Consider the following 23,751-nt stretch of genomic DNA (forward strand, 5'->3'; position numbering starts at 1 on the left):
GTGCCCCGTACCGCCACACGCGTGACGCGAAAGTTACAGGTCCAGTAGTGCGGTTTCGGGCGACTCGATCAGATCCCTGAGCTCGCAGACGAATTGGGCGGCCTGGGCACCGTCGGGGATGCGATGGTCGAACACACAAGTCAACGACATCGTCGGGCGCGCGACGATCTCCGCGCCGCGGACGACGGCCCGCGGCTTGATCGCACCCATGCCGAGGATGGCGGCCTCGGGATGGTTGATCACAGGAACCCCGTCGTCCACGCCCAGCGCCCCGAAGTTCGTCACGGTGAACGTCGACCCCCGCAACTCGCCCGGCCCCAGGCTGCCCGCACGCGCACTGGCAATCAATTCGGCTGCGCGGCCGGCTAATTCGCGGGTGGTCTTGACGTGGGCGTCGGCGATTACCGGGACGAGCAGCCCACGTTCGGTGGCCGTCGCGATGCCCAGGTGCACCCGGTGGTCGACGCGGACCTGCGGCCCCTGCGGCGAATCGACCCACGTCGAGTTCAACATCTCGTTGTGGCGCAACGCGATAACCAGCAAGCGCAACACGAGCACGAACGGCGTGATCGTCTCCTCTACCGACCGAAACCGGTCGGACAGCCCGATCAGCTCAGTGCAGTCGACCTCGACACCGACCTTGGCTGCCGGAATCTCCTTGTGCGACAGAGCCATTTTCTCCGCCATCCGGGCATGCACTCCCCGGACCGGCCGGACGTCGGCGCCATTGCCGCGCCCGCGGGCCGCCGACAGCACGTCCTCCCGGGTGATGATGGCCCCGGCGCCGTGCTGCACCGAGTTGAGGTCCACCATCAGTTCCTTGGCCAGCTTGCGCACCGGAGGGGCGGCGAGCGGGCGGGTGGTGCGCCGACTGGTGTCGATGCCGGAGTCGGCGCCATAACCGACCAGCGTGGGCACCTCGGTTTCGACCGACGGTAGGTCACCGCCCAGCGGCGCCGTGTCGATCCGCAGCAGCACCGCCCCCACGTTGATCACATCGCCTTCGGCGCCGTTACGTTCGACGATCCGTCCGGCGTACGGGCTCGGGATCTCCACCTCGGCCTTGGCGGTCTCCACCGTGCACAGCACCTGATTCAGCTCGACGTCATCGCCCAGTGCCACATGCCACTTGGTCACCGTGACTTCTTCCAGCCCCTCGCCGAGGTCGGGGACCCGAAACGACTTGACCCGCTCGTCACTCATGGCTGCGCCAACACGCGCTCGACGCAATCCATCAGCCGGTCAGGACCGGGCAGCCACCACTTCTCCAACCGGGCCGGCGGATACGGGGTGTCAAACCCGCACGCGCGCAGCACCGGCGCCTCCAGCTCGTAGAACAACTCCTCCTGAATTCGGGCGGCCAACCCCGCTCCATACCCCAGGCTGCGCGGCCCCTCGTGCATCACAACGCAACGCCCGGTCCGGTGGATCGACGAGGCGACGGTATCGAAATCCAGCGGCACCAGGGACCTTAGATCGATGACCTCCAGGCTCCAACCACGTTGCCGCTGCGCCTCTTCGGCGGTATCGACTGCGGTGCTGACCAGGCTGCCGTACGTCACGACGGTCACGTCGGTGCCCGGGTGGCGCACCATAGCTTGTCCGATCGGCGGTTCGGGCCGCGCGACGTCGACCAGGCCGCGACCCTGGTACCGGCGCTTGGGTTCCAAATACATGACCGGGTCCGGGCAGGCGATCGCGTGGCGCAGCAGCCAGTACGCGTCGGCCGGGCTGGACGGCACCACCACCTTCAAGCCGGCGGTGTGGGCCCAGTACGACTCTGTGGAATCCGAATGATGCTCGGCGGCACCGATTCCCCCGAACGACGGGATGCGCACCGTCACCGGCATGTTGATCTCGCCGCGGGTGCGGGTGCGGTACTTCGCCAGGTGGCTGACCACCTGATCGAAAGCCGGATAGGAAAACCCGTCGAACTGGATCTCGGGTACCGGCACGAAGCCGCGCAGCGCCAGCCCCACCGCGATTCCGATGATGGCGGACTCCGCCAGGGGCGTGTCGAAGCAGCGGCTCTCGCCGAACGCCGAGGCCAGTCCCTCGGTCACCCGAAACACCCCGCCCTCGACCGAGACGTCCTCGCCGAATACCAGCACCCGGTCATCGGCGGCCATCGCGTCGTGCAGGGCGCGGTTGAGCGCCTGCACCATGGTCAACGACTGCGCGCCGAGTGCGACGTCCTGCACTGCCGCGGTGAGTGTTTCGTCGTGACCGGCCGGGCGATCAGCGAGCTGAGTCATGGACGCCTCTCAATCACTTCGGTCGAGTTCGGCCCGCAGCTGCCGGCGCTGCGCCTCTAGCCCCGGAGTGATCTCGGCGTACACCGACGTGAACACCTCGTCGATGTCGAAATCGGGTGCGTCGAACACCGCGTCGCGCAATTCGGCCCGCATCCGCTTCGCACGGGAGGCAACCCGTTCTTCCAACCGTTCCGACCACAGGCCCTGGCCTTGCAGGTAGTTGCGGTACCGCGCGATCGGTTCCAGCGCGGACCAGTGGTCGACTTCGTCTTGCGTCCGGTATCGGCTCGGATCATCGGACGTGGTGTGCGGGGCCAGACGGTAGGTGACCGCCTCGATCAACGTCGGGCCGCCGCCGGTGCGGGCCCGGGCGGCGGCCTCGGCGGTCACCGCATAACAGGCCAACACGTCGTTGCCGTCCACCCGTATCCCGGGCATCCCGTATCCAATTGCCTTGTGCGCCAGCGACGGTGCGGCGGTCTGCTTGGATATCGGCATCGAGATCGCCCATTGATTGTTCTGCACGAAGAACACGCAGGGGGTGGTGAACACGGCCGCGAAGTTCAGTGCCTCGTGCACGTCCCCCACGCTGGTGGCGCCGTCGCCGAGGAACGCCACCGTCACCGAATCCTCGCCCAGGCGTTGGGCGGCCATCGCCGCCCCCACGGCGTGCAGGGTCTGGGTGCCGATCGGAATCGACAGCGGGGCGCAACACTTCTTGGTGAAGTCCAGGCCGCCATGCCAGGTTCCGCGCCATGCGGCCCCCACATGGCCGGGTGGGATGCCGCGCACCAAAAATACGCCGAGTTCCCGGTATTGGGGAAACAGCCAGTCCGTCTTACGCAGGCACGCCGCGGCGCCGACCTGCGCGGCTTCCTGCCCGTGGCAGGACGCGAACAGCCCCAGCTCCCCCTGCCGCTTGAGGTTGACGAATTCGCCGTCCAACTCGCGGGTGACCACCATCATCTCGTAGAGCCAGCTCAGCGTCTCCGCGGGAAGTTCACGGCTGTAGTGGTGTTCGGGCGTGGGCGAACCATCGGGGGCGACGAGCTGCACCGGTTCGAGATCGACAGTCATCGGCACCGAAGACATCTGCGCCACACCGCCTCCCTCGCCGGGTGCCGCGTGGCGCAGTGAGCCACAGCGGATCCCGGCAACGGTCAGCCGAGACCTACCGCGAGCGGAGATCGATCGCCAGTTACCCGAAAGACTTCGCTCGCCGCGACACTGACGTACTCACCATTATGCGCTCAAATCAGAAGAGACCGGGCTGATTGCGACGACGGCGCAGCGTGTCGCGCTGCGGCACGCGAGCCCCGTCCGCGTTTCACTCGGGGACGGTCTCACCCGCCCTGCGCAACGTCATCTGCGCGTGCTTGAGCACCGGCGAGTCGACCATTTGTCCCTCGAACGCGAAGACCCCGCGCTCGGACCGGGCAGCAGTCAGCACCCGTCGTGCCCAGTCCAGCCGCTCCTCGCTTGGGCGATACGCCTGGCGCACCACCGCGATCTGGCTCGGGTGGATGCACACCGTTCCGGCGAAGCCCAGCGCGACGGCGTCCTCGGCCTCGTCCCGCAGGCCGTCGAGGTCCCGGATGTCCAGGTGCACCGCGTCGAGCGCAACCCGACCGAAGGTGGACGCCGTGAGCAGGGCCGTCGACCGGACGTGATGGGCGACGTCGCGGTAGCTGCCGTCGGCCTTGCGGCTGGAGCTGCCGCCGAGCGTGGCAACCAGATCCTCGGCGCCCCACATCAGCGCCACGGTGCCCTGGGCCGCGGCGATTTCGGTGGCGAACACCGCACCGCGCGGCGTCTCGAGCAACGCGATCACCTCGCGCGGCGCCAGCGCCGTCACCTGGGCTGCCGATTCGGTCTTGGACAGCATCACCGTGGTGTAGGCGGTGCCTGCCAGGGCCTCGAGGTCGAGGGGGTACTCCACGGTGTCGGCCGCGTTGATCCGCACCACGGTGCCCTCGGGGTCCAGCGGTGTCTCCTGCAATGCCTTGCGCGCCGCGGGCTTGTCCGCCTCGGCCACGCCGTCTTCGAGGTCGAGGATCACCACATCGGCGGCGGCCGCGGCCTTGGCGAAACGCTCGGGACGGTCTGCTGGACAGAACAGCCAGCCGGGACCGGCGGCTTGCAGGTTCATGCGGTCTCCTCGTTGCCCGGGTGCTTCTGCACCAGTGTGGTGCGCACGGCACGCGCGACGACGTCGCCGTGCTGGTTGCGCCCCGTGTGCTCGAGGGTGACGATGCCTTCGCCGGGCCGGCTCTTCGATTCGCGCTTGCCCGTGCACACGGTCTCCGCGTACAGGGTGTCGCCGTGGAACACGGGCTTGGGGAAGGACACCTCCGAGAAACCCAGGTTGGCCACGATGGTGCCGAGTGTCAGCTGCGACACCGACAGTCCAACCAGCGTGGAGAGGGTGAACATGGAGTTCACCAGCCGCTCACCGCGAAAGCCGGGCTGCTCGGCCGCCCATGCCGCGTCGAGGTGCAGCGACTGGGTGTTCATGGTCAGCGTGGTGAACAAGACGTTGTCGGCCTCGGTGACCGTCCGGCCGGGCCGGTGCAGGTAGGTGGTGCCGATCTCGAATTCCTCAAACCACAAGCCGCGCTGGACAACTGACTTGCCTTCGGTCATGACAGTCCCAGCGATCGCGCGATCAGCATCAACTGCACTTCGGTAGTCCCTTCGCCGATTTCGAGGATCTTGCTGTCGCGGTAGTGCCGCGCGACCGGATATTCGTTCATGAAGCCGTAGCCGCCGTGGATCTGGGTCGCGTCGCGGGCGTTGTCCATCGCAGCTTCCGAGGCGATCATCTTCGCGATTGCCGCCTCCTTCTTGAAGGGCTTGCCCGCCAACATCTTTGCCGCCGCATCGTAGTAGGCGGTGCGGGCCACATGGGCACGCGCCTCCATTCGCGCGATCTTGAAACTGATCGCCTGGTAGGCGCCGATAGGCTGGCCGAAGGCCTGGCGTTCCTTGGCGTACTTGACGCTTTCGTCGACGCAGCCCTGCGCCGCCCCGGTCGCCAGCGCGGCGATCGCGATGCGGCCCTCGTCCAGGATCGAAAGGAAGCCCGAGTAGCCGGTGCCGCGGGCACCTAGCAGGTTCTCCTGCGGGACTCGGGCGTCGTCGAAGCTCATCGGGTGGGTGTCCGATGCGTTCCAGCCGACCTTGCTGTACACCGGTTCGACGGTGAATCCCGGTGTGCCGCTTGGCACGATGATCGAGGAGATCTCTTTTTTACCGTTCGCGGTGGTTCCGGTGACGGCGGTGACGGTGACCAGCGAGGTGATGTCGGTACCCGAGTTGGTGATGAATTGCTTGCTGCCGTTGATCACCCAGTCGCCATTGTCGAGCCGGGCAGTGGTGCGGGTTCCCCCGGCATCCGAGCCCGCCCCGGGTTCAGTGAGCCCGAAGCCGGCGAGCGCACGGCCGGCGGTCAGGTCCGGCAGCCACTTCTGCTTTTGCTCTTCGGTGCCGAACCGGTAGATGGGCATCGCGCCGAGGCTGGCGCCGGCCTCCAGGGTGATCGCCACCGACTGGTCGACCTTGCCGAGTTCCTCGAGCGCCAGCGACAGCGCGAAGTAGTCGCCGCCCATGCCGCCGTACTCCTCGGGGAACGGCAGGCCGAACAGACCCATCTCCCCCATCTTCGCCACGACTTCGTACGGGAAGCTGTGCTCCTCATCGTGTTTCGCCGACACCGGAGCGACCACGGTGCGCGCGAACTCCGCGACCGTGTCGCGAAGATCCTGATATTCCTTGGGTAACGCCCCCGCGGTAATGGATGTGGTCATGATGCGTCCTTACTCGAATCGGCTGCCGCGCTGGACTCTTCGGGCGTAAGCCGGGCCAGCACCTGATCCACCGTCACCTGATCGCCGATGGAGACCAGCACCTCCACCTGGCCGGAAACCGGTGCGGCAAGCGAATGTTCCATTTTCATCGCCTCGACGACGACCACCACGTCGCCCTCGGAAACGTCGGTGCCCGAGGATGCCTGAACCGCGATCACGCTGCCGGGCATCGGACTGACGATCTCGGCCCGCTGCGCGCCCGCGGCGCGGTGGATCTTGTTCTCCTCGGCCTCACGCAGGTGCCAGGTTCCTCGCTCGTCGGCGATCCACAGATGCCGGTCCGCCTCGGCCCAGCGGTAGTCGCGGCGCACCCCGTCCAGTGTGACGCTCATCCGCGTCGCCTCGACTTGCACTGCGGCGGACAGTGTTTCACCATCACCGACCTGCACCGTCGCCGCCTCGGGCAAACCCCGCACCGAGACCGTCTCACTGCGCAGCGGGGTGCGCATGTCGGTGCGGACCGGGGCCGGGCTACCGCCGCTACGCCAGCCCGTGGGTGGCGCCCAGGGGCTACCCGCGAAGCGGCGCGCCCGCAGGGCCAGGGCCGATTGCCGGTAGAGGCCGCCCGCCGCGAGCACGTCATCGGGGGCCGGCAGCGGGGCGAAGTCGGCCAGTCGCTCGTCCAGCAGCGCGGTGTCCAGGTCGCCGGCCTGCACCCGCTCGTCGGCGAGCAGGAACCGGAGGAATTCGATGTTGGTCACCACACCCAGGATCGCGGTTCGGCTCAGTGCCCGGTCAAGCTTCGCCAGGGCCTCGGCGCGATCGGTCCCATAGGAGATCACCTTGCTCAACATCGGATCGTAGTCGCTTCCGACCAACGTCCCCGGCAGCAGCGAGGAGTCGACCCGCACACCGTCGCCGGACGGCTCGGACACCTGCAGCACCCGCCCACCGGTCGGCAGGAAGCCCCGTGCCGGATCCTCGGCGTACACCCGGGCCTCGATGGCGTGCCCGCGCAGTTCGATGTCGTCCTGGGCGAACCCCAGCTTTTCGCCTGCGGCCACCCGCAGCTGCCACTCGACCAGGTCCAGGCCGGTGACCGCCTCGGTGACGGGATGCTCGACCTGCAGGCGGGTGTTCATCTCCATGAAGAAGAACTCGTCGGGCCGGTCCGCGGAGACGATGAACTCGACGGTGCCCGCGCCGACGTAATCGACGCTGCGCGCGGTGTTGCAGGCGGCCGCCCCGATGCGCGCCCGCGTCGCCTCGTCGAGCAGCGGCGACGGCGCCTCCTCGATCACCTTCTGATGACGGCGCTGCAGGCTGCACTCGCGCTCGCCGAGGTGCACGATGTTGCCGTGCGTGTCGGCAAGCACCTGAACCTCGATGTGCCTGGGCCGCAACACGAATCGTTCCAGGAACAGCGTGTCGTCGCCGAAGGATGAGGCGGCCTCGCGCCGCGCGCCCACCAGCGCCTCGCGCAGCTTGCCCGGTTCCTCCACCAACCGCATGCCCTTGCCACCGCCGCCCGCCGACGGCTTGATCAGCACCGGGTATCCGACCTCGTCCGCGGCCGCGACCAGCTCGTCGTCGCTCAGCCCGGGCTTGGCGACACCGGGCACCACCGGGACGTCGAAGGCGGCGACCGCGTTCTTCGCGGTGATCTTGTCACCCATCACCTGGATCGCCCGTACTGGCGGGCCCAGGAACACCACCCCGGCCCGCTCGCAGGCGGCGGCGAAATCGGCGTTCTCGGAGAGGAATCCGTAGCCCGGGTGGATCGCTTGAGATCCGGTGCGCACGGCCGCCCCGACGACCTTGTCGATATTCAGGTAGCTCTCGCGCGCCGCGGCGGGTCCCAGCCGCACCGCTTCGTCGGCCTCGAGCACGTGCCGCGCGCCGTCGTCGGGGTCGCTGTAGACGGCGACCGAACGGATGCCGAGCCGGCGCAGGGTCCGGATCACGCGCACCGCGATCTCGCCGCGGTTGGCCACTAGTACGGTCTCGAACACTGCACTCACATCCGAAAGACGCCGTAGGAGACGGGCTCCAGCGGTGCTTGGGCACACACCGAAAGAGCCAGCCCGACAAAGGTTCTGGTGTCGGCGGGGTCGATGATCCCGTCGTCCCACAGCCGAGCCGTGGAGTAGTAGGGGTTGCCCTGCCTCTCGTACTGTTCACGAATGGGCGCCTTGAACGCCTCTTCCTCGTCGGCCGACCACGGTTTGCCCGCGCCGGCGAGTTGCTCGCCGCGCACGGTGGCCAGCACCGACGCGGCCTGTTCGCCGCCCATCACCGAGATGCGGGCGTTGGGCCACATCCACAGGAAGCGCGGCGAATACGCGCGGCCGCACATCGAATAGTTGCCCGCCCCATAGGATCCACCGATCACGACGGTCAGCTTGGGTACCCGCGCGCAGGCGACGGCGGTGACCATCTTGGCACCGTGCTTGGCGATGCCGCCGGCCTCGTAGTCGCGGCCGACCATGAAGCCGGCGATGTTCTGCAAGAACAGCAGCGGGATCTTGCGCTTGTCACACAGCTCGATGAAATGCGCACCCTTCAAAGCGGATTCGCTGAAGAGCACGCCGTTGTTGGCCACGATGCCCACCGGGTGGCCGTGAATGTGGGCGAACGCGGTCACCAGCGTCTTGCCGTAATTGGCCTTGAATTCGCTGAATTCGCCGCCGTCGACCAGTCGCATGATCACCTCGTGCACGTCGTAGGGCACCCGCGGGTCGGGCGGCACCACGTCGTAGAGCTCCGTCTGGGCGCACCTGGGCGCGACCGGAGCTCGCACCTCCCACGGGCTGGGCTCGCGCGGGCCGAACGTGGCCACGATCGCGCGGACGATCCGCAGGGCGTGCTCGTCGTCTTCGGCGAGGTGGTCGGTGACGCCGGAAACCCGGGAATGCAGGTCGCCGCCGCCGAGGTCCTCTGCCGACACGATCTCCCCGGTCGCCGCCTTGACCAGGGGCGGGCCTCCCAAAAAGATGGTGCCCTGCTCGCGGACGATGACGGCTTCGTCGCTCATGGCGGGCACGTAGGCGCCACCGGCCGTGCACGAACCGAGCACGGCGGCCACCTGCGGAATCTCGTTGGCGCTCATGGTCGCCTGGTTGTAGAAGATGCGCCCGAAGTGCTCGCGGTCGGGGAAGACCTCGTCCTGCCGGGGCAGGAACGCACCGCCGGAGTCCACCAGGTAGATGCACGGGAGCCGATTCTGCAGTGCCACCTCTTGGGCGCGCAGATGCTTTTTGACCGTCATCGGGTAGTAGGTGCCGCCCTTGACCGTCGCGTCGTTGGCGACGATCACGCACTCACGATCCGACACACGGCCGATGCCGGTGATGATCCCGGCTCCGGGAGATTCGTCGTCGTACATGCCGTCCGCGGCCAGCGGGGAGAGCTCCAGAAACGGGCTGCCCGGGTCGAGTAGGCGGTCCACCCGTTCGCGTGGCAGCAGCTTGCCGCGGCTGACGTGACGTTCCCGTGCGCGTTCGTTTCCGCCCAACGCTGCTGCCGCCAGCTTGGCGTTCAACTCGCCCACCAGCCGGCGGTGCTCATCGGAGAACGACGCCTCGGCCTTGGCGGGTGAGGTCACCACGTTGTCCATCGCCGCAGCAGCCTCCTTGCCGTCGTGCGGTCGAACATTTTGAGTTAATGCTCATTAACTCAAGGGCCGAGAATACCATTGCCGTCGTTGCCGGTCCAGGGAGGATCACAGCCGGCGCAAAGTGCGAGTTAATCGCGAATAACTCGTGCTACGTTAGGGCCAGTTGACCAGACGGAGGTCCGTCATGACAGCGTCCGCCTCCGAGGGCCAGGCCGGTCCCGCTGACGCTCCAAACCGCCGGAGCCAGTTGAAGTCCGACCGCCGGCTACAACTGCTGTCCGCCGCCGAGAGGTTGTTCGCCGAGCGCGGATTCCTCGCGGTGCGGCTGGAAGACATCGGTGCGGCCGCCGGGGTCAGCGGTCCGGCCATCTACCGGCATTTTCCGAACAAGGAGTCGCTGCTGGTCGAGTTGCTGGTGGGCATCAGCACGCGGCTGCTCGCCGGGGCCCGGCAGGTGCAGACCGACAGCGCCGACGCGGCCGCAGCCCTGGACGGGCTGATCGACTTCCACCTGGACTTCGTGTTCGACGAACCCGACCTGATTCGCATCCAGGACCGCGACCTCGCGTACCTGCCTGCAGCCGCCGAAAAGCAGGTGCGCAAATCCCAGCGCCAATACGTCGAGGTCTGGGTGGGGGTGCTGCGGGAACTGAACCCCGAGCTGGCCGAGGCCGATGCCCGGCTGGCCGCCCACGCCGTGTTCGGCCTGCTGAATTCGACACCGCACAGCATGAAGTCCCCCGATACTTCGCGCAGCAGGAGCGTCCGCGCGGCGAGGTCGCGCGCCGTCATGCGGGCGATGACGGTAGCCGCGCTCGCGGCCGGAAATCAGTGCTCCTGAGCGCTCCGTCGTAAGGTGACTCAGGGTTTTAACACCGAGCCCAGGTACCCTGCAAGCCATGAGGTGGACATGAACGATTCACGTCCCACCGAGCGGTTTCCTACATCGCAGCAGCCGGGGCCACAGCAACCGAGGTATGCGCCGCCCGCCGATCCCGCGTACGCCGACCAAATGCCCTACGCGCAGAGCTACGGCGGGACGACACCCTGGGCGCCGACCCCGAACGAGACGAACACCACCAAGCAGCTGCCGGCGTACTGGCAGCAGGATCTCCCCCCGTCTGGCGAGCTGCCGACGGGCATGGCTCCCCCACGGCCCGAAGGCCCGAAATCGCCGCGATGGTTGTGGCTCGGCGCCGGTGCGGCGGTCCTTCTGGTCGTCGCACTGGTGATTGCCCTGGTGTTGGCCAACAACGCGATCAAGACCCAGACCGCCGTCCCGCCGTTGCCGGCGATGCCCGAGCCGAGCCCGGAGACGACGACGACATCGCCCCACCGGTCGCCGTCGCTCATCCCGGCCCCGATACCGCCGACCAGCGGTCCCGAGCTGCCGCCCGAGACGACCGGACCGGCCGCGATGCAAGACGTCGTCTACACCGTCTCGGGTGAGGGTCGCGCGATCAGCATCATGTACATCGATACCGGCGGCCTCATCCAGACCGAATTCAACGTCGCGCTGCCGTGGAGCAAGGAGGTCAGCCTGTCGAAGTCGGCTAACCACCCGGCCAATGTCACCGTCGTCAACATCGGCCACAGCGTCACCTGCACGCTCACCGTGGACGGGGTTCAGGTCAGCAAGCGTGTCGGCGGGGGCCTGACGATCTGCGACTCCCGGGGCTGAGCGCTACCTCCGGCCGGCTAGGAAGGCTCGGCCGCGGGTTCGGCGACCGCGGCGCCGGGCACCGGAACCCGGACCGCCAGCATCGCCAGCAGCCCGGCGATCAGCACCAGCGAAATTCCGCCCAGGCCGGCCCGCACGGCGCCGAAGACGTCGACGAACACCGAGAACAGCCACGGCGCCACGAACGCCACCGCCCGCCCGGTCATGGTGTAAAGGCCGAACGCGACGCCTTCCCGGCCGTGCTTGGCCATCTGCAGCAGCAAGGCGCGCGACGACGACTGCGACGGCCCGATGAACATGCACAGCAGCAGCCCGCACACCCAGAAGGCCACCGGCCCGGACAGCGCCATCAGGGTCAGTCCCAGGACGACGATCGCGAACAGTGACGCCACGATGACGGGCTTCGATCCGACGCGGTGGTCGACGAACCCACCCAGCACCGCGCCCACCGCGGCGACCACGCTGGCCGCCACCCCGAAGATCAGCACGTTGGCCTGCGAGATGCCGTACACGTTGACACCGAGCACCGCGCCGAACGCGAAGATCGCCGCCAGCCCGTCCCGGAAGAGCGCGCTGGCGAACAGGAAATACACCAGGTTGCGGTCGCGCCGCCATTCCGCGGCGACCTCGGTCCACAGCTTGCGGTACCCGCCCAGCATGCTCGTCGGCTGGTACGCCTCCGACGATTCCGTCAGCCGGTGTGCGACGAACAGCAAGGGCAGCGCCAGCACCGCGAACCAGATCGCGGCCACCACCATCGCCTCGCGGACATAAAGCCCGTCCCGCAGGGGAACTCGCAGCAGGCCGCGTGTCGCTTCGGGCCCCTTGCCGGACCCGGAGATGAAGCCGGTGTAGATCACCAGCAGCAGCAGAACGCTTCCGACATAACCCGCCGCCCAGCCGAATCCGGATATCCGCCCGGCCGTCTGCGGCGTCGAGAGCTGACGCAGCATAGCGTTGTACGGGACGCTGGCCAGGTCGCCGCAGGCCGCGGTCGCCCCGAGCAGCACCAGACCCGCCCAGAGGTAGCCGGGGCGGTCGTGGATGAAGAACATCAGGCAGGTCAGCGTCACCGCCGCCGCGGTCAGCACACTCAGCGCCACCCGCCTGCGATGCGGGGACTCCACCCACACGCCGACGGCGGGCGCGAGCACGGCGACGGTCAGCCCGGCGATGGCCGCCGCGCGACCCAGCCAGCTCGCCGGCGTGGTGGCGCCGGATATCCCCACCCCAACGCTGCTGGTCAGGTAGACCGCGAAGACGAAGGTCGCCACGATGGCGTTCAGACCGGTCGAGCCGCAGTCCCAGAGCGCCCACGCCACCACCCGCGATCGAGCGGGCGTGGCGGAACGCGACTCCGGCTGACTCATGCCCGGCACTCTATAGGCGCTCGCGATCGGCTGCGGGCGGCGTTTAGCCCGCTGTCTACGATTGGCGCATGCCGCTACCCGCTCCAAGCCCCGAGGCGCGCGCCGTTGTGACCGGAGCTTCGCAGAACATCGGTGAAGCGCTGGCCACCGAACTCGCCGCACGCGGACACAACCTGATCGTCACCGCGCGCCGCGAAGACCTGCTCAAAGACCTGGCCGCGCGCCTGACGGACAAGTACGGTGTCGTCGTCGACGTGCGCCCCGCCGACCTGGCCGACCCGGGCGAACGCGCGAAGCTGTGTGACGAGCTGGCCGCCCGCCCGATCTCGATCCTGTGCGCCAACGCGGGCACCGCGACGTTCGGTCCGGTCGCCACGCTCGATCCGGCCGGCGAAAAGGCCCAGCTGCAGCTGAATGTCCTTGGGGTGCATGACCTTACGTTGGCGGTGCTGCCGGGAATGGTCGAGCGTAGGTCCGGCGGGATCCTCATTTCCGGTTCGGCGGCGGGCAATTCGCCGATCCCCTACAACGCCACCTACGCTGCCACCAAGGCCTTCGCGAACACCTTCAGCGAATCGCTGCGCGGCGAGCTGCGCGGCTCCGGTGTCAACGTGACGCTGCTGGCGCCCGGCCCGGTGCGGACCGACCTGCCCGACGAGACCGAGGCCTCGATCGTCGAGCGGCTGGTGCCGGACTTCCTGTGGATCTCGACCGAGCACACCGCGAAGGTGTCGCTGGATGCGTTGGCGCGCAACAAGATGCGCGTGGTCCCTGGCCTGACGTCGAAGGCCATGTCGGTGGCCAGCGGGTACGGCCCGCGAGCCATCGTGGCGCCCATTGTCGGCGCTTTCTACAAGAAGCTCGGCGGCGGGTAGGCGTTACTTCCGGCGCCGGCCGGAACCGAAGACGCTTTTGACCGCTTCGCGTATCGCGGTATTGATCCCGCTTTTCACCGTCGGGTTCTGCAGCACTTCCTCCCACATGGACGGCCCCTTCGGGCCCTTCGGCTCCGCCGGCTCCGGCATCGGCGGTACCGGCTCGTTCGACGGGACGGGCGGATAACCGGATTGGGTCTGCGGCGGCTGCGGAGCGGGTTGGGCCTGCGGCGGCTGCGGGGCGGCCTGGGGCTGAGCGGGCTGGGGAGCCGTCTGGCCGTACTTCGCCTGCAGCGGACTGTTTTTCGCCGCGGCCTCGATGTCCCCGGTGCCGATCGACGCCATCAGCGAGCGCGGCACCCGCATCCGGGTCCACGCGACGGGCGTCGGTGCGCCCCTCTCGGACAGCACGGTGACCACCGCCTCGCCGATTCCCAGCGACGTCAACGCCGACTCCAGGTCGTACACATCGGTTTTCGGGTAGGTGCGGACGGTCTTGGACAGCGCCTTCTGGTCGTCGGGCGTGAACGCCCGCAGCGCGTGCTGAACTCGGGCGCCCAACTGGGAGAGGATGTCGTTGGGAATGTCCGTGGGCAGCTGGGTGCAGAAGAACACCCCGACGCCCTTCGACCGGATCAGCTTGACGGTCTGTTCGACCTGTTCGAGGAAGGCCTTGGACGCGTCGGCGAACAACAGATGTGCCTCGTCGAAGAAGAACACCAGCTTCGGCCTGTCCACGTCGCCGATCTCGTCCAGTTGCGTGTACAGGTCGGCGAGCAGCCACATCAGGAAGGTGGAGAAGATGACGGGACGCACCGACTGTCCGGTGAACTCCAGCAACGAGATGATGCCCTGGCCCTGGTCGTTGGCGCGCAGCAGATCGTTCGGGTCGAGTTTGGGCTCGCCGAAGAAGGTGTCGCCGCCCTCGGCATCGAGGTTCACCAGCGCCCGCAGGATGACGCCCGCCGTCGTCGCCGACACGCCGCCAAGGGATTTCAGGTCTTCCTTGCCCGCATCGCTGGTGAGGTAACCGATGGCACTGCGCAGGTCGTCCGTGGTGACCAGCCGGCGACTTTGGTCCTTGGCCCAGTGGAAGATCAGCCCCAATGTCGACTCTTGAGTAGCGTTGAGGCCCAGCACTTTTGACAGCAGCACGGGGCCGAAGCTGCCGACGGTCGCGCGTATCGGCACGCCGATTCCCTTGGTGCCCAACGACAAGAACTCGACCGGAAACCCGGTCGGCGTCCAGTTGTCACCGGTGTCCTTGGCCCGCGCGGCGGTCTTGTCATTACCCTCGCCGGGCCTGGACAGCCCGGACAGGTCGCCCTTCACGTCGGCCATCAGCACGGGAACACCCGCGGCGCTGAGCTGCTCGGCGATCAGCTGCAGCGTCTTGGTCTTGCCGGTCCCGGTGGCCCCGGCCACCAGGCCGTGCCTGTTGATGGTGGCCAACGGGATACGGATCTGCGCGGTCGGATCGGCCGCGCCGTCGATGACGACCGTGCCCAATTCCAGTGCCTGGCCGTCGACCGCATAGCCGTCGGCGATCCGCGTCGCGGCCGTGGCCGCTGAATCAGTGCTCATCGTGCTGCGCCCCTCTTCCCCGGTGATTCGGCATGCAGTTCGACAACGCTCACCCTACTTCTCCAGCTCATCCGGGGGCGAGGTCCGGCGCGGGCGTCAGCTGGGCCTAGTCTGAGCGCTGTGCGAGACGAATTGGTGTGGATCGACTGCGAGATGACCGGGCTTGATTTGGGCTCGGACAAGCTGATTGAGATCGCGGCGCTGGTGACCGACGCCGATTTGAACATCCTCGGCGAGGGTGTCGACGTGGTGATCCATGCCGACGATGCCGCGCTCGCGGCGATGGGCGACGTGGTCACCGAAATGCACTCGCGCTCCGGGCTGACCGACGAGGTGCGAACGTCCACCGTCGACCTGGCGACCGCCGAGGCGATGGTGCTGGACTACATCGGCGAACACGTTAAACAACCCAAGACGGCGCCGCTGGCCGGCAACTCCATCGCCACCGACCGCGCCTTCATCGTCCGCGACATGCCCGCCCTGGACTCGTTCCTGCACTACCGCATGATCGATGTGAGCTCGATCAAAGAGCTCTGCAGGCGCTGGTACCCGCGGATTTACTTCGGTCAGCCCGTCAAGGGGCTGGCCCACCGGGCCCTGGCCGACATCCACGAATCCATCCGCGAGCTGCAGTTCTACCGGCGAACCGCGTTCGTTGCGCCGCCGGGGCCGTCTACCAGCGAAATCGAGGCGGTGGTCACGGACCTTGACGGTGGAAAAGACGCACCGGGGCCCAGCGATTCGGCCTCCGCGCCGCCAACCGGCTAGTATCGACGTCGCCGCTCGTTGACCCCGTCGCGCGAGGGTCGGCTTGCGGCCGTGGTGGGTGTAGTTCAGTTGGTAGAGCGTCAGGTTGTGATCCTGAATGTCGCGGGTTCGAGTCCCGTCACTCACCCCACAGGTCAGGGAGCATCACCGCTCCCTGACCTTTTATCGTTGTTACCGTCCCCGCGCAACGCCGACGCACCCGTGACTGGAAAGCAGTGAACAGACAACGCCCCGTCCCGCCCCGACACCGGCGCGTGCGCGCGCGGGCAGCGGCTGTCGCGGGCGTCGCGCTGTTCCTCGCGGGCTGCGGCGGGTCGAGCCACACCACGACGACGGTCATGTCGACACTGCCGGCCGAGACCAAAACGGTGACGAAGACCGTCGCCCCGCCACCCCCGCCGGGGCCCAAGACCTCGATCGAGAACAACGGCACCTTCATCGTCAACAAAGACATCGCAGCGGGCACCTACCGCACCGATGGCGGCAAGTACGGGTGCTACTGGGCCAGGCTGCGCAGCTTCGACACCAACGACATCATCGACAACAACGTCGGCGACGGCCCGCAGGTGGTCCGCATCTTGCCGACCGATACCGCGTTCATGACGCGCAGCTGCGGGACCTGGCACAAGATCGACTGACCGCCGTCAGGTGTTGGCGTTACCCGCTTTCCACTGCGTCCACGGGATGTTCCAATCGCCCAGCCCCTCGATGCCCGGCAGCGTCGGTCCGACCGTGTGCACCACCTCGACGATGTCGCCGCTCTTGCTGTGGTCGTAGAACCACTGCGCGTTGCTCGGACTCACGTTCAGGCACCCGTGGCTGGTGTTGGTGTGGCCCTGGGCGCCCACCGACCACGGCGCGGAGTGCACAAAGACACCGCTGTAGGACATCTGAGTGGCCCAGTCGACTTCGGTTCGATATCCGTTGGGCGAGTTGACCGGAACGCCATAGGTCGACGAATCCATGATGATGTGCTTGAACCGCGCACCAATGATGTAGACGCCGTTGGCCGTCGGGGTGCTGTCCTTGCCCATCGACGTCGGCATGGTCTTCACGACGTCACCGTTGACCCGGACGGTCACCGTCTTCGTGGTGTCGTCGGCCGTCGAGATCACCTCGTCACCGATGGTGAAGTGCGTCTTGACGTTGTCCTCCCCGAACATACCGTCGCCCAGGTCCACCCCGTAGGTGTTGACCGCCACGTCGATGGCGGTTCCCGACTTCCAGAAACGCTCTGGGCGCCAACGCACTTCGCGGTTGTTGAGCCAATAGAACGCGCCCTCGACCGGAGGGTTGGTGGTGATGTTGATGGCTTTCTGGGCTGCCGCGCGGTTCGCGATGTTCTCGTCGAAGCGAATCGCCACCGGCTCGCCGATGCCCACCACGTCGCCGTCGGCAGGGCTGATGTAGGGCATGGTCAGGTGCGCCGGTGAACTGGTCTCGAACGTCATCTGCTTGCTGGCCGCGCCGCCCAGGCCGGTCGCCTTCACGTTCAGCGTGTAGCGCCTGTTGTAGCCGAGCTGCTCGGTGGTCGACCAGCGCAACCCGTCGGAACTGAGCTGCCCACTGATCGACTTACCGTTCTCGTTGACCATGGTGACCGATGCGAGCACGCCGTCGGCGACGGTCACCGTCACCGGCGCATCCACGGTCACACCGACAGCGCCGTCGGTCACCGAGGCGGTGAGCTTGGGGACCAGCAGGTCGGCCAACGGGGTGCCCTTGTCGAAGATGACCTTCGGCGGTGCCGCCGCGTGGTTGCCGTTACACGCGGCGCCGAAGACAGCAATCGAAATTATCGCGACTACCAGCCACGATCGTCGCCTCCGCAAATGCGCCATCCAGTGACCTTCCATATGAATCTCCAGTTGGTCACCGCTGACCAGTGAGGTAGCTGCAGGCATTCTAATGGCTTGTGCCGACACTCCCATGCGCATGTGAGGCGGGGCCGCCGATCGGTGTCGCCACCGCAATGAATTCGTCATTGAGCGGGATCCGGGCCCGCGCCCCCAGGCCGGTCAGGCCGGCGAGCCGACCTCGCCGTGCAGCTGCGACTCGACCATGTCGCGGGTGTCGACGGCCTCGACCCGCGCGAGTTTGACGATGGCCGCGGTCATCACCAGTGCGGCCGCCACCAGGGCGATCATCCCGGCGCGACCGGTGTTCAGCGTTTCGCCGAGCACGACGACGCCGAGCACCGCCGCCGCCACCGGCTGCGACACCTGCAGCGTGGGCATCGATGCGGTCAGCGGCCCCGCCCGAAACGCCGCCTGGCTCCACACCACGCCTCCCAGCGCGACAAGGATGCAGGCGTAGAGCTCTGGGGCGCGGGTCACCGCGGCCAGCCCGTCGCCGAGCCGGGCGACGACCTCCTTGGTGAGCGCCGCAAACGCGCCCCACAGCGCTCCCGACACGAAGGCGAACAGCACCGCGGCCACCGCGCCGCCCCGGATGCGGCCTGCCACCACACAGCCGATCAGGAGCGGCCCCATGACGATGGCCACCACCGCCCAGGTCCTCAGCGATGCGCCACTATGACCGGCCTGCGGATTGCCGACGACGACCACCACTGTCACCGCGGCCGTCAACAGTGCGGCCCACACCCATTCGCCTCCGCTGACGGCGCGGTGCGACAACCTGGCGTTGAGGGGCAGCGCGAAGAGCACCGAAAACATCAGCAGCGCCTGGACCAGTAACACCGATCCTTCGCCCAGGGCCGCCACTTGCAACGCGATGCTCGCCGCCAACAGCAGCGTGCCCCACCACCACCGTTGACTGCGAAGCAAATTGGCGAACAATCCGACGGAGCCCACCGCCCGGTCGGTAATGCGCTGCGCCGCGCGTTGCTGCAGCACGTCGCCCGTGGCAATGCACAGCGCGGAACTCAACGCGAGGAGTACGGCGATCAGTGTGTGGGACATGAAAATCTCCGTCGGTATCCGGCGTTGCGAACTTCGCGGTATTGGAAAACCATTGGTGCACAACGCATGTCGGCATGTCAGCCGCGCTCAGCGGCGGCCCTGTCAGCCCACCTTCTGGTCAATGACCGGCCCCCGTTCGGAGCGTCGCGGGCCCAGCGGCCCCGTCCCACAGCGACTTCGCCCTCTTCCCCGGTCGTCGACCGTTCCCGCAGCCAGACCAGTGGGCGGGGAGCCCACCACGTCCAGCGACCGAGCAGGTGGATGAAGGCCGGCACCAAGACCATTCGGACTAGCGTGGCGTCGACGAGCACGCCGAGGGTCAGGCCCAGGCCCAGCATTCGCATGAACGACACATGCGCGGGGATCAACGCGGCAAACGAAATCGACATCACCACTGCGGCGGTCGTGACGACCCGGCCGATGCCGGCGATGCCCAGCGCCGTGCTCTCGTCGGTGGCGGCGCGCGCCTCGATCGCGGTCGGCGGCGTCTCCCGGTCGGCCTGCGAGGCCAGCCAGTACTCATGGATGCGCGAGACCAGGAACACCTCGTAATCCATGGCCAGCCCGAAGGCGATGCAGAACAACAGCACGGGGATGTTGGCGTTCAACGTCCCGTTGGGCGTGGTTCCCAGGGCGCCCAGGTGGCCGTCCTGGAAGATCCACACCATCGCGCCGAATGCCGCCGTCAGTGACAACACGTTGCACACCAGCGCCTGCAACGGCAGCACCGCGCTGCCGGTCAGCAGGAAGAGCAAGGCGAACGTGATAACGGCGATCAGACCGAACACGATCGGTAGTCGCTTGGTGATGGCGTCGACGCTGTCGCGGTTGACCTGTGCCAGACCGGTCAACAGCACCGAGCGCCCCGCCGGGCCGGGGATCTGATGCAGTCGGTCGAGCTGGGTGTTCGAGGCCTTCGAATAGAGCGGCGCGGTGCTCGACACCGTCAAGAACGCGGCGCCGTTGGCCATGCCGGTGGCCTCGGCGGGCGGCCCCACCCGCTTCCCGCCCACGAACGTGCCGGTCGGCGCGCTGACCGCGGAAACGTCCGCCACCCGGGACAGCTCGGCGGCGTAGGGCTGCAGGTCGGCGAGGCTCATGCCGCGGGCGTCGGGGATGACGACGGATACCCCGGTGCCCAGCCCGTTAGCGAAGTCGTTGTCCAACATGTCCGCGACCTGGCGCGCCGACGCCGCTTTGGGCAGCACCCGCTCATCAGGAAAGCCCCACTTCACCCCCAGGAACGGCGCCCCGAGCAACAGCAGCAACACCACGACACTCAGACCGACCGAGATGGCGTGGCGCAACACGTAGCGGGTCGACCGGTACCAGAACTGTGTCTCGAGCGGCTGGTGCGCGTGATCGCGGAACGGCCGCTGCCCGTGCAACACACGATGCATCACCCGACGGGCGTTCAGCGAGTCCAACCGCGGCCCCAGCAGCACGATCGCGGCCGGCGTCACTACGACAGCGGCGAGGGCCACGATGATCGCGGTGACCACGATGGTGTAGGCCGACGACTTGAGGAAGTACATCGGGAACAGCGCCATCACCGCCATTGACAGCCCGACGGTCGTGGCCGAGAACAGAACGGTCCGGCCGGCGGTGGCCATGGTGCGAAACAACGCCCGGTCCCGGTCCTCAGTCCGCGCCAGCTCTTCGCGAAAGCGGGTGATGATCAGCAGGTTGTAGTCGATCGCCAGGGCCAGACCCATCGCGATGCTCAGGTCCAATGCGTACGTCGACACGTCGGTGACGTAGGTGATCAGCCGCAACACCGACATGGTGCCGACGATGGCCAATGCGCCCAACACGATCGGCAGCGTCGCCGCCACCACACCGCCGAGCACCCACACCAGCACCGCGAAGCTCAGCGGAATCGCGATCGACTCCATCAGCATCAGGTCGCGCTGATTCTGCTGGTTGATCTGGGCGTACGCCACGGCCATCCCACCAGCGCGGACGGTGACGCCGTCACGCTCGTGGACCAGCTCACGCATGAACGTGCTGGCGTACTCCTGGGCCTTGTTCTCCCCGCCCCTCAGGTCGGCCACGATCATCCCGGACTTGTTGTCCTTGCTGACCAGCTGGGCCGCGGTCTGGGGCGGCGACGTCCACGCCGAAGAGACGTCGATGACCCATGGCGATCGTTTCAGGTGGTCGACAATGTCGGTGCCCACCTGGCGCGCCTTTTCGCTGTGGGCACCCGCGGGCGCGGTCAGCGCGATGAGCATCTTCTGGTCGGTTTGACCGAACTTGTTCCTGAGCAGTTCGGTCGCCCGCGCCGATTCCGAGGTCGGGTCTTGGAAACCGCCGGCCGACAGTTTGTTAACCACCGGAATCCCGAAGATCCCGGCGGCCACCAGGACTAAAACGGCGGCCGCAATGATGCGTCGGGGCGCCGCGATGGCAAGTCGAGCAATTCCTCGCAGCACTGCCGTCCTTTCCGTTCCCGCGCCCTCGGCCTAGCTCTATACCCAGAGAGGGCCCGTTTGACGCCCCTCGGCACTCATTTCCGCCGCTGCGTCGCAGACGGACGAGTGGCTTATGCAACAGTAAGACGGCCGCGTTCGCGCGATGATTCCGTCACACCGGTGATCCGTCTTACACTCCTGCTCCTACGATGACGGCTTGTGGGCGGCGTCACCAACGTTGTTGCGACGTTTCACGACCCCGGACTCGGGTACCGAACAAGGGCGGCTTTCCAGTAAACGAGCTTTGGTGAATTCGGTGTACCAATCACGGATTCGGCTGGGCCAGTAGCGAATTGGATGAGCGATGAATGCAAGCAACGAAGCCATCAGGATCAAGCATCCAACCGAGAAGGACTGGCAGGCCGTCTACGAGAACCAGGCGCGCGCATATGGGATTGCGGTGGACCCGCACGACGTCGCAGCCTGGACGCGCCGGGTCAACCTGCAAGACATCCTGATCGCCGAAGACATGTCCGATCCAAAAAATCCACACCTGGTCGGAACTTCGCTCTACTACCCACTGCGGCTCACCGTGCCGGGCGGCGCCAGTCTCGACGCCGCCTGGCTGTCGATGATCGCGGTCGCCGCGACGCATCAGGGAAAAGGAATCTGGCAGCAGCTCAGCATCCAGGGTTTCGGAATATTGCAGGAGCGTGGTTATCCCATTCTCTGCGGTGTTCCCACCCAGCCAACGGTTTACGAAATCCTGGGGGCCGGGGTGGCCAGCTACGCCAGGACCTACGACATCGAGCCGCGTTTCACCCAGCTCCGCAACAAACCCGACCGAAATCGGGCTCGGGAGGTCGACGCTGCCCAGGCGGCACGACTGCTGCCCCCGATTTACGAACGATGGCGCGCCATTACTCCGGGTGCGCTGAGCCGAGATGATGCGTGGTGGGACGACATCCTGGAAGACAGGATCACCCAGCGGGACAACGGATCGGCGCTCAATTTCATCGTTCATCCGGATGGTTTTGTGACCTACCGGGTGGTGGGTGCGTCGCCGCACGCCTATCGGCGGCCTTTCGGCAGCGTGATCGTCCAAGACTTCTGCGCGGTCACGAACGAAGCCCACGACGAGCTGCTGGCGACCCTGGTGGGCTCCAAAACGTTCGACAACGTCGTGATGGAGGTCCCGGTCGATGACCCGCTCCCGCTCAAACTCAAAGACCAGCTCGCCGCGAAAACGATAGGTATGAGCGATTTTCTGTGGCTGAGAATCATGGACGTGCCCGTAGCACTCGGCGCCCGCGCGTATTCGGCCGATGCCGACGTCGTCTTGGACGTCACGGACCCTCTCACCGTCGCCGGTGGACAATTCCGGCTGCGGACACGCGACGGTGTCGGCGAGTGCACGCCCCACGACGGGCCCGCGGACGTCCAGATAAGCCTCGGTGATCTAGGGACGATCTACATGGGAGCGCACCGACCATCGGAACTTCACCGGGCGAACCGCCTCACCGAGCTGCAGTCGGGCGCGGTGCGCACGCTGGACGCCCTCTTCGCCGCCGACCGGGTGCCGTATTGCGGCACGCTTTTCTGATAGCAGTTGGACCGCGAATCCGATTGCGGCGCAAACTATTTCAGAGATGTCGCGGGTGACGGGTGTCGCGATGGCCGACGACCGGTGGCGGCGGGACCGCCGCACAACTGGCCCGCCGTCACGCTGCGCCTGGTCAGCCGCTGGCGCGAGGCGACCCGGACCGTCCCGACACAACAGGTTCACTCGCGACCGGGCGGCTATCCTGGGACACGGTCGGGATTTCACTCCGTGGCGCAACGCCTGTTATTGTCGCCTACGCGGTCTCGGCCGACACCAGCGCCGTTAGCTCAGTTGGTAGAGCAGCTGACTCTTAATCAGCGGGTCCGGGGTTCGAAACCCTGACGGCGCACCAGCCCACCAGATATTTCACTGTTTGGTGGCTTCCGCACTTCTATGGGGTTCACCCGATGGGTAACAATCTCCGGCAAATCCTTTTCCCGGTAACCCCGCGGGTCCTACCATCTCTGCGTCGGGGTTTTTCAGAGGGGACTTGTGAAAACTGAGCTGAAGTGGGTCGAACCCTACGAGGGCCACTTTCATGCCAACATCGATGACCGCAGCGAGTACCGCGTCCATGCGCTCTCGACGGGCGGCTTCCGCGCCGAGCGGGTCGATGACGGCTTTGTGCACCACGACCTGGGCCGGGCCGGCACCGCCGCCGAGGCGCAAGCGATCTGCCAGGATCTGCACACCCGGACCATGCGGCGCGCCGCCTGGGAGGCCTACATGGCCGAGAACGACCCGCCCGGCTGGGAGTAAGCCGAACAACCGTCGCCACGGCGAGGCCGGGCGCGGACCATTTGCCGTCGTATCCCATCGCAAACTCCCCCGCTGCAGGTAATTTCTTGCTGGCACCGA

At 67.0% G+C, this 23,751-nt stretch carries 20 protein-coding genes and 2 tRNA genes; 9 read left to right on the forward strand and 13 right to left on the reverse strand.

Features of this window, described 5'->3' with window-relative positions:
• Positions 1–33 precede the first annotated feature (33 nt).
• The 8 genes from ACZYVJ_RS06515 to ACZYVJ_RS06550 all read right to left on the reverse strand — a co-directional run bounded on the left by ACZYVJ_RS06515 (position 34) and on the right by ACZYVJ_RS06550 (position 9,665).
• Positions 34–1,203 (reverse strand): dihydrolipoamide acetyltransferase family protein, encoded by a 1,170-nt coding sequence (locus ACZYVJ_RS06515; RefSeq protein WP_463830265.1) that lies wholly within the window; start codon positions 1,201–1,203, stop codon positions 34–36.
• A complete protein-coding gene (gene bkdB, locus ACZYVJ_RS06520) occupies positions 1,200–2,255 on the reverse strand; it encodes a 3-methyl-2-oxobutanoate dehydrogenase subunit beta (RefSeq protein ID WP_463830266.1) in 1,056 nt (351 codons plus the stop codon). The genes ACZYVJ_RS06515 and bkdB overlap by 4 nt, the downstream gene beginning before the upstream one ends.
• A 9-nt stretch (positions 2,256–2,264) precedes the next feature.
• Positions 2,265–3,347 (reverse strand): pyruvate dehydrogenase (acetyl-transferring) E1 component subunit alpha, encoded by a 1,083-nt coding sequence (pdhA, locus tag ACZYVJ_RS06525; RefSeq protein ID WP_463832872.1) that lies wholly within the window; start codon positions 3,345–3,347, stop codon positions 2,265–2,267.
• Positions 3,348–3,582: 235 nt separating this feature from the next.
• On the reverse strand, positions 3,583–4,404 hold the full coding sequence (locus ACZYVJ_RS06530; RefSeq protein WP_463830267.1) for an HpcH/HpaI aldolase/citrate lyase family protein: 822 nt from the start codon (positions 4,402–4,404) through the stop codon (positions 3,583–3,585).
• Positions 4,401–4,898 (reverse strand): MaoC family dehydratase, encoded by a 498-nt coding sequence (locus ACZYVJ_RS06535; RefSeq protein ID WP_463830268.1) that lies wholly within the window; start codon positions 4,896–4,898, stop codon positions 4,401–4,403. The genes ACZYVJ_RS06530 and ACZYVJ_RS06535 overlap by 4 nt, the downstream gene beginning before the upstream one ends.
• Positions 4,895–6,061, reverse strand: a complete 1,167-nt coding sequence (locus ACZYVJ_RS06540) for an acyl-CoA dehydrogenase family protein (protein WP_463830269.1) — start codon at positions 6,059–6,061, stop codon at positions 4,895–4,897. The genes ACZYVJ_RS06535 and ACZYVJ_RS06540 overlap by 4 nt, the downstream gene beginning before the upstream one ends.
• The gene (locus ACZYVJ_RS06545; RefSeq protein ID WP_463830270.1) at positions 6,058–8,073 is read right to left on the reverse strand and encodes an acetyl/propionyl/methylcrotonyl-CoA carboxylase subunit alpha; all 2,016 of its coding nucleotides are present in this window, start codon (positions 8,071–8,073) and stop codon (positions 6,058–6,060) included. The genes ACZYVJ_RS06540 and ACZYVJ_RS06545 overlap by 4 nt, the downstream gene beginning before the upstream one ends.
• A 5-nt stretch (positions 8,074–8,078) precedes the next feature.
• Positions 8,079–9,665, reverse strand: a complete 1,587-nt coding sequence (locus ACZYVJ_RS06550; RefSeq protein WP_463832873.1) for a carboxyl transferase domain-containing protein — start codon at positions 9,663–9,665, stop codon at positions 8,079–8,081.
• A 196-nt stretch (positions 9,666–9,861) separates the two neighbouring features.
• On the opposite strand from ACZYVJ_RS06550, the gene ACZYVJ_RS06555 reads away from it, so the two are divergent.
• Both ACZYVJ_RS06555 and ACZYVJ_RS06560 read left to right on the forward strand, forming a co-directional pair.
• A complete protein-coding gene (locus ACZYVJ_RS06555) occupies positions 9,862–10,518 on the forward strand; it encodes an SACE_7040 family transcriptional regulator (protein WP_463830271.1) in 657 nt (218 codons plus the stop codon).
• Positions 10,519–10,581: 63 nt separating this feature from the next.
• Positions 10,582–11,358: an MmpS family transport accessory protein gene (locus ACZYVJ_RS06560; protein ID WP_463830272.1), complete on the forward strand. Its 777-nt coding sequence runs from the start codon at positions 10,582–10,584 to the stop codon at positions 11,356–11,358.
• 17 nt (positions 11,359–11,375) lie between these two features.
• Here the strand turns inward: ACZYVJ_RS06560 and ACZYVJ_RS06565 are convergent, their stop codons facing one another.
• Complete coding sequence (locus tag ACZYVJ_RS06565; protein WP_463830273.1) at positions 11,376–12,728, reverse strand: MFS transporter; 1,353 nt, start codon at positions 12,726–12,728, stop codon at positions 11,376–11,378.
• Positions 12,729–12,796: 68 nt separating this feature from the next.
• Here ACZYVJ_RS06565 and cmrA point away from each other — a divergent pair, with 68 nt between their 5' ends.
• Entirely contained in the window at positions 12,797–13,603 is an 807-nt protein-coding gene (gene cmrA / locus ACZYVJ_RS06570; protein WP_463830274.1) for a mycolate reductase, read from the forward strand.
• A gap of 3 nt (positions 13,604–13,606) precedes the next feature.
• Here cmrA and ACZYVJ_RS06575 read toward each other — a convergent pair whose 3' ends face one another.
• Positions 13,607–15,187, reverse strand: a complete 1,581-nt coding sequence (locus ACZYVJ_RS06575) for a helicase HerA-like domain-containing protein (protein WP_463830275.1) — start codon at positions 15,185–15,187, stop codon at positions 13,607–13,609.
• A gap of 120 nt (positions 15,188–15,307) precedes the next feature.
• Between ACZYVJ_RS06575 and orn the strand changes: the two genes are divergently transcribed.
• From orn to ACZYVJ_RS06590, 3 genes are all read left to right on the forward strand, one after another.
• Entirely contained in the window at positions 15,308–15,955 is a 648-nt protein-coding gene (gene orn, locus ACZYVJ_RS06580; protein WP_463830276.1) for an oligoribonuclease, read from the forward strand.
• 54 nt (positions 15,956–16,009) lie between these two features.
• Positions 16,010–16,085: transfer RNA gene (locus ACZYVJ_RS06585), tRNA-His, on the forward strand.
• A gap of 85 nt (positions 16,086–16,170) precedes the next feature.
• Positions 16,171–16,593: a hypothetical protein gene (locus tag ACZYVJ_RS06590; protein WP_463830277.1), complete on the forward strand. Its 423-nt coding sequence runs from the start codon at positions 16,171–16,173 to the stop codon at positions 16,591–16,593.
• Between the two features lie 6 nt (positions 16,594–16,599).
• Here the strand turns inward: ACZYVJ_RS06590 and ACZYVJ_RS06595 are convergent, their stop codons facing one another.
• The 3 genes from ACZYVJ_RS06595 to ACZYVJ_RS06605 form a co-directional block, all read right to left on the reverse strand.
• Positions 16,600–17,811 (reverse strand): L,D-transpeptidase, encoded by a 1,212-nt coding sequence (locus ACZYVJ_RS06595; RefSeq protein WP_463832875.1) that lies wholly within the window; start codon positions 17,809–17,811, stop codon positions 16,600–16,602.
• A 162-nt stretch (positions 17,812–17,973) separates the two neighbouring features.
• On the reverse strand, positions 17,974–18,876 hold the full coding sequence (locus ACZYVJ_RS06600) for a DMT family transporter (RefSeq protein ID WP_463830278.1): 903 nt from the start codon (positions 18,874–18,876) through the stop codon (positions 17,974–17,976).
• Between the two features lie 77 nt (positions 18,877–18,953).
• Positions 18,954–21,311 (reverse strand): MMPL family transporter, encoded by a 2,358-nt coding sequence (locus tag ACZYVJ_RS06605; RefSeq protein WP_463830279.1) that lies wholly within the window; start codon positions 21,309–21,311, stop codon positions 18,954–18,956.
• A gap of 343 nt (positions 21,312–21,654) precedes the next feature.
• Between ACZYVJ_RS06605 and ACZYVJ_RS06610 the strand changes: the two genes are divergently transcribed.
• From ACZYVJ_RS06610 to ACZYVJ_RS06620, 3 genes are all read left to right on the forward strand, one after another.
• The gene (locus tag ACZYVJ_RS06610) at positions 21,655–22,893 is read left to right on the forward strand and encodes a GNAT family N-acetyltransferase (protein ID WP_463830280.1); all 1,239 of its coding nucleotides are present in this window, start codon (positions 21,655–21,657) and stop codon (positions 22,891–22,893) included.
• A 276-nt stretch (positions 22,894–23,169) separates the two neighbouring features.
• A tRNA-Lys gene (locus tag ACZYVJ_RS06615) sits at positions 23,170–23,245 on the forward strand.
• Between the two features lie 140 nt (positions 23,246–23,385).
• Positions 23,386–23,652 carry a hypothetical protein gene (locus tag ACZYVJ_RS06620; RefSeq protein WP_463830281.1) on the forward strand — a complete coding sequence of 89 codons (267 nt, stop codon included), beginning with the start codon at positions 23,386–23,388 and terminating at the stop codon, positions 23,650–23,652.
• The last annotated feature ends 99 nt before the right edge of the window (positions 23,653–23,751 follow it).

This window comes from Mycobacterium sp. IDUB_3 (genome assembly GCF_055419585.1).